Genomic DNA, 10,736 nt, shown 5'->3' with positions numbered 1-10,736 from the left:
ATATCCCCCGAGCCCGACGGCCCCTCTCCCGGCCCGCCCCGTCAGCCCGCGTTCCCCGGGACCCGCACCACCCGGCCCCGGGGAACGCGCACGCGAGCCCTACTCGGGCAACCGCAACCATCCCGTACGCACCTGCCACGCACCCCCCGACTCCAGCCGCTCCACCACCGCGCGCTCCAACCGTGTGCGCCGCCCGGCCGCCGCCACGTCCACCACCGGCATCCCGAACACGAACCGGAACACGTCCGACTCCCCTGGCTGCCCGTGCCCGACCAACGTGAACCTCCGCTGGAACCCCACGATGTTGGAGCCCTCCCCCAACACCTCCTCCCACTGCGGGTCCAGCAACCACGACGTACACGTGGCCACCACCGGGTCGAACCCCAGGTGCGAGCGCGCGAACCCCCGCGCCCGACCCAACGCGTCATCCACCGCTGCCGGGTCCAGTCCCCCCGACGGGATGTGCAACCGCAGCGCCAGGTCCCCGCGGCCCATCCCCGGACCCAACCGCGCCGCCTCCTCCTGGGCGTACCACTCCACACCGCCCTGGTCGGTCAGCATCCCCGGCTCCAGCTGCAGCCCGCCCACCCAGTACAGGCGCCCCCGGAACTGCGCAGCCACCCACGACGCCGTCTCCACACCCAACCGGCCGAACATCCGCCGCGACCGCGCCACCTGCACACCCACGTCGGCCAGCGTCGCCGCCGTCACCGCGGGGTCCACGCCCAACTCCGCGTGCGCCTCGAACTGCGCCGGAACCCGCGCCGCGAACGCCCACAACGACGCCGCACGCACCCGCGCGTCCTCGGCCCCCACCAACGACGGCCAGTCCTGCCACTCCCCCAACGCCAGGTCCGCGTCCGCGCACAGACGCCGGTACATGCACCCCACCAGATACCACAGCTCCGGCGGCCACTCCCCCGCCTCCGAACCCGAACCCGGCCAGAGCGCCTCCACCTCGGCCCGGTCCACCGCCTCCAGCGCGAACAGGTCCAACACCCGCTCCGCCTCAGCACCCACCGGAACCTCCAGAGCCCTCACCGGCTCCGGCAGCCGCTCCGCCTCCTCCAGCCACAGGCGCACATCCGCACCCAGACCGAAACGTTCCACCACCGCGACGCTATCCATCCCCACATCATGTCCCAGCGCCCAGGCGGCGCGCGAGTGAGGCCAGCCTCACAGGTGGGCATAGTGTTGACGTAACCCGCGAAAGCCCCACACCAACCGAAAAAGAGGACCGCCACCGATGCCCGTGCCCGACCCGGAGCACCACGTCCGCGACTGGCTCGCCACATACGACACCCCCACCACATCGGTGGCCCACCTCCTCTGCGACCGCCACGACCCCCACGCCACCGCCACCACCGAGATCGGCCCCACCCTGGAGGCCACCACCCTCACCTTCGGCGAACTCGCCCAGCGCTCCCGCGACCTGGCCACCGGACTCGCCGACCTGGGCATCACCACCGGAGACCGCGTCGCCACCCTCATCCCCAAGGGCACCGACCTGACCGTCACCGCCTTGGCCGTGTGGCGCCTGGGAGCCGTCCTGGTCCCCCTCCTCTCCTCCTTCGCCCCCTCGGCCATCAACGAGCGCCTCACCGGCTCCGGTGCCCGCCTGGTCGTGTGCGACGCCGAGTACCGCGCCAAGCTCGACCCCGGCGCCGACCACCCCTGGTACATCGCCACCACCGCCGTCGAGCCCGCCCACGAGGGCGACCACACCCTCACCGGCCTGGCCGCCCGCGCCGCCACCGCACCGCCCGCCCCCGACGCCGCCGTGGGTGGGGCCGGGCTGCTGGCCGTCGTCTACGTCTCCGGCGTCATCGGTCCGCCCCGGGGCGTGCGCGTGCCGGTGCGCGCCCTGGCCGCCATGCACGCCTACCACCACTACGGCCTGGGCGTGCACGACGACGACGTCTACTGGAACACCGCCGACCCCGGTTCCGCCTACGGCCTCTACCACGGGCTCATCTCGCCGCTGCTGGCCGGGCACAACTCCCTGGCACTGCGCGCCGGGTTCTTCGATCCGGAGCTGACCCTGGACGTGCTGGGCGTGCACGGGGTCACCAACCTGGCGGCCGACCCCACCACCTACCGCACGCTGCGCGCGGCCACCAAGACCCTGCCCCCCGAGGTCATGGTGCAGAGCCTGGCCAGCGCGGGCGAGCCCCTGGCCCCCGACGTCATCGACTGGGTCACCGACGTCTTCGGCGTCCCGGTGCGCGACCACTACGGGCAGACCGAGCTGGGCTGGTGCGTGGGCGTTGCCAACGGCGACACCGGTCAGGGGCCCGCCGTTCTGCCGCCGGGGGCGATCGGTCCCGCCCTGCCGGGATGGCGGGTGCAGATCCTGGAGGCGATCTCCGACGACCCCGCTCCCCTGGGCGCCTACGGGCGTGTGGCGGTGGACCTGGCGCACAGTCCGCTGGCCTGGTTCGACGGCTACATCGGCCACGAGGGGGCCTCGCAGGTCAGGTTCACCCCCGACCACGCCTACTACCTGACCGGGGACACCGGTATCCAGGACCGTCAGGGTTCGCTGTTCTTCTCCACCCGTGACGACGGCGCCATCTTGACCTACGGGTACCGGATCGGTCCGACGGAGGTGGAGTCGGTGCTCAACGCCCACCCCGCGGTGGAGGAGTGCGGGGTGTACTCGATCCCCGACGAGCTCGCGGGGCAGGTGGTCGGTGCGCGGGTGGTTCTGCACGCCGGTCGTGAGGCCACGCCGGAGCTGGCCGAGGAGCTCAAGGGGTGGGTGGGTGAGCGCTTCGCCGCGCACGCCGCACCGCGGGCGGTGGACTTCGTGGAGGAGCTGCCGCGCACGGCCTCGGGCAAGATGCGTCGGGCGCGTCTGCGCTGACCCCTCTCCCCTGCCCTGCCCGGTGGTCCGGGGCGGGTGCGTCGGTGTGTCGGTGGGCCCGGGTCGGGTGTCGCGCGTCGGCGCTGCCTGGTGCTCCCCCGTGCCGGGGTCAGGGGACGAGTTCGTCCACGCGGGCGGCCAGGGACATGTCCTTGTCGGTGACGGCTTTCTCGGAGTGGGTGCTCAGCGCCAGGTGCAGGGTGTCGTAGCGGATGTCGATGTCGGGGTGGTGGTCGACCTGCTCGGCGGCCTGGGCGATCTCGTTGACCAGGGCGATGGCGGCCGGGAAGTCGGGCAGGCGCACGGTGCGGCGGATGGCGGGTACGGCGGGGTCCAGTTCCCAGTCGGTGAGCCGGGTCAGGCCGTCGCGGATCTGCTCCTCGGTGGGCTTCATGGTGGGTCCTCTCCCCCTGTTGTGGTGGTCGGTGCGTCCGGTGCCCGTGTGGGTGGTCGCAGGGGGCTACGTACCCGTGTGCGGGGCGGGGGTCACATCCGGTGCGCGTGTCCCCCGAGGTGGGGCTGTGTGGTGGTCGGTGCGGCGGAGCCGCTCCTTGTGGGTTTTTGGAGATCTGAGGAAGAGAAGGCCCGACTGTACGACGTAGATTTTAATCAACTTAGTAGCTTAGTAGTTCGCGTTACCAAGCTGAGGCCAGCCTCCCCACCTGCGCCGATCCTGCCCGTATGGGCCCCGGTGTCCCTCTCAGGCTTGCGCAATCCCCCGTTGAGCGGTTCACTCTGGGGAACTCCGGCCCCTCCCCCACCCGGTGGACGTCCCCCGCAGGCAACGCCCGCCGCTCTCCCCCCGGAAGCGAGCCCATGCCCCACAACAAGCGCCGTTCGCTTCGCGCCCGCATGATCACGCTGGTCCTGTTCCCCAGCACCGTGCTGCTGGCCCTGTGGGCCGCCTTCACCGCCCTGCTCATCGGCGACATCGGCGAGCTGCGCGCCACCGCCACCTTCACCGAACAGGTCGGCGTCCCCGTCGAGGAGACCATCGGCGCGCTCCAGCGCGAACGCCGCGCCACCATGGACGCGGCCTGGGGCACCGAGCGCACCGCCCTGTACCTGACCTACTCGCGCCAGCGCACCGACGAGGCCGTGGACGCCCTCAGCCAGAGCCTGGACGCCTTCGACGCGCAGGACCTGCCCGAACAGGCCCTGGCCTTCCGCTCCGCCGTCAACCGCGTCGACACCCTGCGCGCCCGGGTGGACGCCTCCTCCCCCACCGAGATCGACCTGGAGGAGACCTCCACCGTCTACGACGAGGTCATCGAACAGGGCCTGCGCGTGTGGGACGGCCACGTCGAGCGCGCCGACCCCGCCCAGGCCCCGCACCTGCGCTCCCTGACCTCGCTGATGCGCACCCGCGAGCTCCTCAACCAGCAGGACACCGTCCTGGCCCACTCGGTGGCCACCAACGCCTTCCCCGTCCAGGCCCACGCGCAGTTCGCCGCCGCGGCCGGCGCCCAGCACTACACCTGGGACCGGGTCGTGGTCGAGATGAGCGAGGAGGACAGCCAGGAGTACATCGAGCTGGAGTCCTACACCGAGTTGCAGCGCATCTACCAGCTCCAGGAGAGCATCATCTCCATGCCGGTGCGGGGCGGGGCCACCGTCCCGGTCAACGCCACCGCCTGGCAGGGCGCCGCCGAGGCCGTGGACGCGCGCATGCGCGACGTCGAACAGGGCCAGATCGACCGGGTCATCGCCTTCAGCCGCTCCCAGTCGGCCGAACTGCGCACCAGCGTCCTGCTGGTGAGCGTGCCCGCCCTGGTGGCCGCCCTGGTCTCCTCCGCGGTCGCGGTGGGCGCCACCCAGCGCCTGGGCAGGCGCCTACAGGACCTGCGCACGGTCACCCTGGAGCACGCCCGGGTGCGTCTGCCCGAGGTCACCGCCCGGCTGCGCGCGGGCGGCAGCGTGGACGTGGACGCCGAGGTGCCGCGGCTGCGGGTGGAGAGCACCGACGAGATCGGGCAGGTGGCCGAGGCCTTCAACGACGCCCAGCGCGCGGCCGTGGCGGCGGCGGTGGAGGAGGCGCAGGTGCGCGCGGGCGTGCGCAACATGTTCCGCAACATCGCCCGGCGCACCCAGGCGCTGGTGCACCGGCAACTGGGGCTGTTGGACGCGCTGGAGCGCGCCGAGACCGATCCCAAGGTGTTGGAGTCGCTCTTTCGCATCGACCACTTCAGCACGCAGATGCGGCGCAACGCCGAGAACCTGATGCTGCTCAGCGGGGACGCCCCGGTGCGGCGGGGGCTGGCGCCGGTGCGTGTGCACGAGGCGGTGCGGGCCGCGGCCAGCGAGATCGAGGACTACGTGCGGGTGCGGGTGCTGGCGGTGCCGGGGGTGGCGCTGCGCGGCGAGGTGGGCGCGGACACCGTGCGCCTGCTGGCGGAGCTGCTGGAGAACGCGACGTCGTTCTCGCCCCCGGGCACGGAGGTGACGGTGCGCGGCCGGGCCGGAGAGGCGGGCGGGTGCGTGCTGGAGGTGAGCGACCGGGGGCTGGGGATGACGCGGGAGCAGTTGGAGGCGGCCAACGCGCTGCTGCGCGACCCGCCGCGCTTCGACCTGGCCCAGATGCGCGAGGACTCCCAGCTGGGGCTGTTCGTGGTGGCCACCATCGCCGCGCGCCACGGCCTGGAGGTGACGCTGAGCGCCGGGGAGGGGCGTGGGACGTGCGCGGTCGTGACCGTCCCCGGGGACGTGCTGGCGGCCGGGGACGGGGACGCCGCGCAGCCGCAGCGGCTGGTCCTGGCGGGAGGGGCGTCCGCTCCGCAAGGGGGGGCCGGGCCGCGAACGCCCGAGCGGGAGCGGCAGGCGGAGCGGGAGCCCCTGGTCGAGACCGAGACCGAGGCCGTGGACGAGGGCACGGGCGAGACCTACAAGGGTCTGCCCCGGCGGCGGCGCAAGAGCCTCCAGCCCTCCCGCGCGCCCGAGGCGGCCGCGCCCGGTGCGCCCGGGGGCCGGGAGGCGGCGGCTGAGCGGCCGCTGACCGAGATCCGGTCGATGATGAGTGCTTTCCAGTCCGGGAGCCTGCGCGGGCGAGCGCAGCCCCTGGACGGGGATGGAGACGGTGTGCGCGACGCGCGCCCCGATGAGAGCTCGGAAGGGTGATGTCGATGACGGCGGACGCTGCGGCGGGAGGCCGGACGGCCGACGCGGTGGAGGAGCAGTCCCCGGCCAGGACGCTGGACTGGCTGTTGGGCGACCTGGTGCGGCGGGTGGCGGGGGCGCGGCACGCGCTGTTGCTGTCGGCGGACGGGTTGCTGCTGTCGTGCTCGGCCGACCTGGAACGCGAGCAGGGTGAGCGGCTGGCCGCGATCGCGTCCGGTTTCGCGAGCCTGGCCCGGGGCGCGCGCGGGCAACTGGGCGCGGCTGAGGTGCGTCAGACGGTGGTGGAGATGGACAACGTGTTCTTCTTCGTCCTGGCGGCGGGCCAGGGCGCGTCGCTGGCACTGGTGGCCGAGTCCACGTGCGACATGGGCCAGGCGGCGTTCGAGGTGAACCGTCTGGTGCGCCAGGTGGGTCCGCACCTGTCGGCGCTGCCGCGGCGCGGGAGCACGAGGAGGTGAGGGCGTGGACGCTGAGCCGTCCGGTCGGGAGTCGGGACGGGAGTGGTCGTTCGAGTCGAGTCTGATCCGGCCGTACTCGTTGACGGGTGGGCGCACGCGTCCCTCGCGTACGGACTTTTCGATGACCTCGCAGGTGGTCGCGGTCGCCCCGGCTCCCGCCGGGGAGGTGGACCCGGAGCTGGAGCTGATCCTGTCGCTGTGCGCGGGGCCGGTGTCGGTGGCCGAGGTGGCCTCGCGGTCGGGGTTTCCGCTGGGGGTGACGCGGATCTTGCTGGCGGACCTGTTGGACCAGGGCCGTGTGGTGGTGCGCACCTCCGACTGGGAGCGGCACCGGCCCGACGCCGGGACGCTGCGCTCGGTGCTGGAGCGCATCCGTCAGCTGTGAGGGGCAAGGTGGTGTCGAGGTGGAGTGGATGAGTCGTTGGTCGTGATGGACGCCGAGGGTGCGGGACCGGTTCCCGACACCCTCAAGATCGTGGTCGCGGGAGGCTTCGGGGCGGGTAAGACCACCCTGGTCTCGGCGGTGAGCGAGGTGGAGTCGCTGCACACCGAGGAGGTCATGACCTCCGAGAGTGTGGGCGTGGACGATCTGGACGGGGTGGAGGCCAAGGCGACCACGACGGTGGCTTTGGACTTCGGCCGGATCACGCTGGACGGGTCGACGGTGGTGTACCTGTTCGGAACGCCGGGCCAGCGGCGGTTCTCGTTCATGTGGGAGGAGCTGACCGAGGGCGCCTTGGGGGCGGTGGTGCTGGCCGACACCCGGCGGTTGGCGGACTCCTTCGACGCGATCGACTTCTTCGAGTCGCGCGGGGTGCCGTTCGTGGTGGCGGTGAACTGCTTCGACGGGCAGCGCACGCACCGGGCGGACGACGTGCGGGTGGCGCTGGACCTGGAGGAGCGGGTGCCGTTGCTGTTGTGCGACGCCCGGGACCGGGAGTCGGTCAAGGAGGTGTTGGTGGAGCTGGTGGCTCTGGTGTTGCGCCTGGAGCTGTCGGGGGCCTGAGAGGGGGGCGCTCCAGGTGGGGAGGGGGCCCGGCCCGGGTCACACACGCGAGCCGGGCCCCAACCGCGTGCCAGGGGCCGGGGTGCGCCCTGTCGGGGCGGTGCCGCGCGCGAGACCCGTCCCTCCCCCCGTTCGTGGTCCCCTCGGGCGCGCCGTCGGCCGCCCTGCCGGGCCGCTGGCGGTGGGACGCGGGGGTCAGCGGGTGGCGCCGCGGCGGTCGACGGGCACGATCATCGGGGTGTCGGTCTCGGGGTCGGCGATGATGCGCACGGGCAGGCCGAAGACCTCCTCGACCAGGGAGGCGGTCACCACGGTGGAGGGGTCGCCCTCGGCGACGATGGCGCCCTCCTTCATCACGATCAGGTGGGTGGCGTAGCGGCAGGCGTGGTTGAGGTCGTGCAGGACCGCGACCAGGGTGTAGTCGCGTTCGGCGTGCAGCTGCGCGCACAGGTCGAGCATGTCCATCTGGTGGGCGATGTCGAGGTAGGTGGTGGGCTCGTCCAGCAGCAGCAGGGGGGTCTGCTGGGCCAGGACCATGGCCAGCCACACGCGCTGGCGCTGCCCGCCCGAGAGCTCGTCCACCGACCGCTCGGCCAGTTCGGCCACCCCGGTGGAGGCCATCGCTTCGGCCACGACCGCCTCGTCCTGCCTGGACCACTGGCGCAGGAACCCCTGGTGGGGGAAGCGGCCGCGGGCCACCAGGTCGGCCACGCCGATGCCGTCGGGGGCGATGGAGGTCTGCGGCAGCAGCCCCAGGCGGCGGGCGACCTCCTTGGCGGGGTAGGAGCTGATGGCCTTGCCGTCCAGGTGCACGTGGCCGTGGGCGGGCTTGAGGGTGCGCGACAGGGCCCGCAGCAGGGTGGACTTGCCGCAGGCGTTGGGTCCCACGATCACCGTGAAGGAGTTGTCGGGGATGGTGACGGCCAGGTCCTGGGAGATGACGCGCTGGTCGTAGGCCAGGGTGAGGTCGCGCCCGTTGAGGCGGGAGGCGGAGTGGTCGGGGCTGGGCATCGTTCTTCCTCGGTCTCGGTCAGGCACGTCCGCCGCGCCATTCGGTGTAGAGCAGCCAGATCAGGTAGCTGCCGCCGATGACGGCGGTGACCACGCCGACGGGCAGCTGGGTGGGGGCCAGGGCGCGCAGCGCGACCAGGTCGGCCACCACCAGCAGGGCGGCGCCCATGAGCGCGGATCCGGCCAGGGTGGTGCCGCCGGTGCGCGTCAGGCGCCGGGCCAGCTGGGGTGCGGCCAGGGCGACGAAGCCGATGGGGCCCGAGACCGCGATGGCGGCGCCGGTCAGGGCGCTGGCGGCGGCCAGGGCGGTCAGCTGGGTGGAGCGCACGGGCACGCCCAGGCCGCGCGCGGTGTCATCGCCCAGTTCCATGAAGCGCAGGCGCTGGCCCAGGGCGAGCAGGACCGGTCCCAGCAGGGCCAGGCAGATCCACACGGCCGCGACCTCGGCCCAGCCGCGGCCGTTGAGGCTGCCGATCATCCAGATCTGGGCGCTGAGGGCCTCGGTGAGTTCGGCGCGGGTGAGCAGGTAGTCGCGGACGGCGCCGAGCATGGCGGCCATGCCGATGCCGACCAGGACCAGCCGGTAGCCCTGGACGCCGTTCTTGGTGGAGAGCAGGTAGACGGCGGCGGCGGTGAGCATGCCCCCGGCGATGGCGCCCAGGGACACCCCCAGGCGTCCGGCGCCGAAGAGCAGGATGACGGCGACGGCCCCGGTGGCGGCTCCGCCGGTGAAACCGATGATGTCGGGGCTGCCCAGGGCGTTGCGCGACAGGCTCTGGAAGACGGCTCCGGCGATGCCCAGTGCGGCGCCCACCCCGATGGCGGTCAGGGCGCGGGGCAGGCGCACGCCCTGGACGAAGAACACGTCCAGGCGTTCGCCGTATCCCAAAATCGCGGCGGGCACGGCGCCGAGCGGGATCTCGTAGTCGCCCACGGCCACCGAGACGACCAGGGTGGCGATGCTCAACACGGTCAGGACCGCGGCGACCACGAGGGTGCGCGGGCGCACCAGCAGGGACAGGCGTTCGCCGAACAGGCGCAGGGCGAAGGAGCCGCGGGGTGTGGTGCGGGGTGCCGTCCGGGGGCGGCGCGGTGTCAGGGTGCGGCTCACAGGTGGGCCATTCTCGTGCTGCGGACCAGGGCGATGAACAGGGGGGCGCCGACGAAGGCGGTGATGATGCCGACCTCCAGTTCGGCGCCTGGCACGATGACGCGGCCCAGGGTGTCGGCGGCGGTGAGCAGGACGGCGCCCAGGACCGCGGAGTAGGGCAGCAGCCAGCGCTGGTCGGGTCCGGTGACCAGGCGTGCGGCGTGGGGAATGATCAGGCCGACGAACCAGATGGGGCCCGCGGCGGCGGTGGCGGCGCCGCACAGCAGGATGACGCCCACGGCGGTGGCGGCGCGGATGAGGGGGATGTTGGCGCCCAGGGTGGCGGCGAGGTCGTCGCCCAGGGCGACGGCGTTGAGGGAGGGGCCCAGGCACAGGGTGAGGACGATGCCCGCGACGAGGAAGGGCGCGACCTGCCAGAAGACGTCGAGGTCGCGTCCGACCAGGGAGCCGACCTGCCAGAAGCGGATGCGGTCGAAGACGAACTCGTTGAGGACGAACACGCCGTGGATGAGGCCCTGGAGGACGACGGCGACGGCGGTTCCGGCCAGGGCCAGGCGTACGGGGGTGGCGCTGGAGCGGCCGCGTGAACCCAGGGCGTAGACGGCGACGGCGGCCAGGGCGGCGCCGACGAAGGCGGGCCAGACGTAGCCGGTGCCGGTGGCGCCGAAGGCGATGACGGCGATGACCACGGCCGCGGCGGCGCCGGAGTTGACGCCGAGGATGCCGGGTTCGGCCAGTGGGTTGCGGGTCAGGGCCTGCATGAGGGCTCCGGCCAGGCCCAGGGCGGCGCCGACGAAGACGCCGATGATGGTGCGGGGCACGCGCAGGCTGCGGATGACGTCGTGGTCGTAGGAGCCGTCGTAGGCGGTCAGTGCGGCCCACACGTCGGCGGCGGGGATGGGTTTGGTGCCGACGGTGACGCTGAGCAGGGCGCACAGGGTGAGCAGGCCCAGGGCGGTGACCAACCCGATGGGGCGGATGATGCGCCTGGTGAGAGTGGGGCGCGTGAGGGTGGGGGCGCGCAGGGTCACGGCTTCCCCGTTCGTTGTCGCGTGGGTGGTGGGCGGGGCTGACCTGGTGGGGTGCAGCCTTGTGGGGGGCACCGGTGAACCGCGTGCCGCCCCGGACAGGTTAGCCTTACCTTCATCCCGTTCGCACGGAAGGGTGCCT

10 protein-coding genes are annotated in these 10,736 nt (G+C 72.9%); 5 read left to right on the top strand and 5 right to left on the bottom strand.

Annotation, left to right across the window (positions count from 1 at the left end):
- Positions 1 to 99: 99 nt before the first annotated feature.
- The gene (locus tag FYW99_RS08165; protein WP_150251365.1) at positions 100 to 1,128 is read right to left on the bottom strand and encodes an acyltransferase domain-containing protein; all 1,029 of its coding nucleotides are present in this window, start codon (positions 1,126 to 1,128) and stop codon (positions 100 to 102) included.
- Between the two features lie 118 nt (positions 1,129 to 1,246).
- On the opposite strand from FYW99_RS08165, the gene FYW99_RS08160 reads away from it, so the two are divergent.
- Positions 1,247 to 2,866 (top strand): AMP-binding protein, encoded by a 1,620-nt coding sequence (locus FYW99_RS08160; RefSeq protein WP_150251364.1) that lies wholly within the window; start codon positions 1,247 to 1,249, stop codon positions 2,864 to 2,866.
- A gap of 109 nt (positions 2,867 to 2,975) precedes the next feature.
- Here FYW99_RS08160 and FYW99_RS08155 read toward each other — a convergent pair whose 3' ends face one another.
- Positions 2,976 to 3,260, bottom strand: coding sequence for a 4a-hydroxytetrahydrobiopterin dehydratase (locus FYW99_RS08155; RefSeq protein WP_150251363.1), 285 nt, complete (start codon positions 3,258 to 3,260; stop codon positions 2,976 to 2,978).
- A gap of 422 nt (positions 3,261 to 3,682) precedes the next feature.
- Between FYW99_RS08155 and FYW99_RS08150 the strand changes: the two genes are divergently transcribed.
- From FYW99_RS08150 to FYW99_RS08135, 4 genes are read left to right on the top strand one after another with little or no spacing between them, the layout of a single operon-like run.
- Entirely contained in the window at positions 3,683 to 5,980 is a 2,298-nt protein-coding gene (locus FYW99_RS08150; RefSeq protein ID WP_150251362.1) for a sensor histidine kinase, read from the top strand.
- Positions 5,980 to 6,438, top strand: a complete 459-nt coding sequence (locus FYW99_RS08145) for a roadblock/LC7 domain-containing protein (RefSeq protein WP_150251361.1) — start codon at positions 5,980 to 5,982, stop codon at positions 6,436 to 6,438. Before FYW99_RS08150 ends, FYW99_RS08145 begins: the two co-directional genes overlap by 1 nt.
- Positions 6,439 to 6,442: 4 nt before the next feature.
- Positions 6,443 to 6,823: a DUF742 domain-containing protein gene (locus tag FYW99_RS08140; RefSeq protein ID WP_190394589.1), complete on the top strand. Its 381-nt coding sequence runs from the start codon at positions 6,443 to 6,445 to the stop codon at positions 6,821 to 6,823.
- A 45-nt stretch (positions 6,824 to 6,868) separates the two neighbouring features.
- Complete coding sequence (locus tag FYW99_RS08135; RefSeq protein ID WP_036552209.1) at positions 6,869 to 7,444, top strand: GTP-binding protein; 576 nt, start codon at positions 6,869 to 6,871, stop codon at positions 7,442 to 7,444.
- 195 nt (positions 7,445 to 7,639) lie between these two features.
- Here the strand turns inward: FYW99_RS08135 and FYW99_RS08130 are convergent, their stop codons facing one another.
- From FYW99_RS08130 to FYW99_RS08120, 3 genes are read right to left on the bottom strand one after another with little or no spacing between them, the layout of a single operon-like run.
- Entirely contained in the window at positions 7,640 to 8,455 is an 816-nt protein-coding gene (locus FYW99_RS08130) for an ABC transporter ATP-binding protein (protein ID WP_150251360.1), read from the bottom strand.
- A gap of 19 nt (positions 8,456 to 8,474) precedes the next feature.
- A complete protein-coding gene (locus tag FYW99_RS08125; RefSeq protein WP_150251359.1) occupies positions 8,475 to 9,566 on the bottom strand; it encodes a FecCD family ABC transporter permease in 1,092 nt (363 codons plus the stop codon).
- Complete coding sequence (locus tag FYW99_RS08120; RefSeq protein ID WP_150251358.1) at positions 9,563 to 10,597, bottom strand: FecCD family ABC transporter permease; 1,035 nt, start codon at positions 10,595 to 10,597, stop codon at positions 9,563 to 9,565. Before FYW99_RS08120 ends, FYW99_RS08125 begins: the two co-directional genes overlap by 4 nt.
- Positions 10,598 to 10,736: the final 139 nt, after the last annotated feature.

The organism is Nocardiopsis deserti (assembly GCF_008638355.1).
GTDB lineage: Bacteria > Actinomycetota > Actinomycetes > Streptosporangiales > Streptosporangiaceae > Nocardiopsis > Nocardiopsis alborubida.
This window is presented reverse-complemented; position numbering and strand designations above follow the sequence as displayed.

Excerpts from the sequence above, each read along its gene's own strand:
- FYW99_RS08160 (WP_150251364.1), top strand. The coding sequence starts at position 1,247 with ATGCCCGTGCCCGACCCGGAGCACCACGTCCGCGACTGGCTCGCCACA.
- FYW99_RS08135 (WP_036552209.1), top strand. The coding sequence starts at position 6,869 with ATGGACGCCGAGGGTGCGGGACCGGTTCCCGACACCCTCAAGATCGTG.
- FYW99_RS08130 (WP_150251360.1), bottom strand. The coding sequence starts at position 8,455 with ATGCCCAGCCCCGACCACTCCGCCTCCCGCCTCAACGGGCGCGACCTC.
- FYW99_RS08145 (WP_150251361.1), top strand. The coding sequence starts at position 5,980 with ATGTCGATGACGGCGGACGCTGCGGCGGGAGGCCGGACGGCCGACGCG.
- FYW99_RS08155 (WP_150251363.1), bottom strand. The coding sequence starts at position 3,260 with ATGAAGCCCACCGAGGAGCAGATCCGCGACGGCCTGACCCGGCTCACC.
- FYW99_RS08165 (WP_150251365.1), bottom strand. The coding sequence starts at position 1,128 with ATGGATAGCGTCGCGGTGGTGGAACGTTTCGGTCTGGGTGCGGATGTG.
- FYW99_RS08150 (WP_150251362.1), top strand. The coding sequence starts at position 3,683 with ATGCCCCACAACAAGCGCCGTTCGCTTCGCGCCCGCATGATCACGCTG.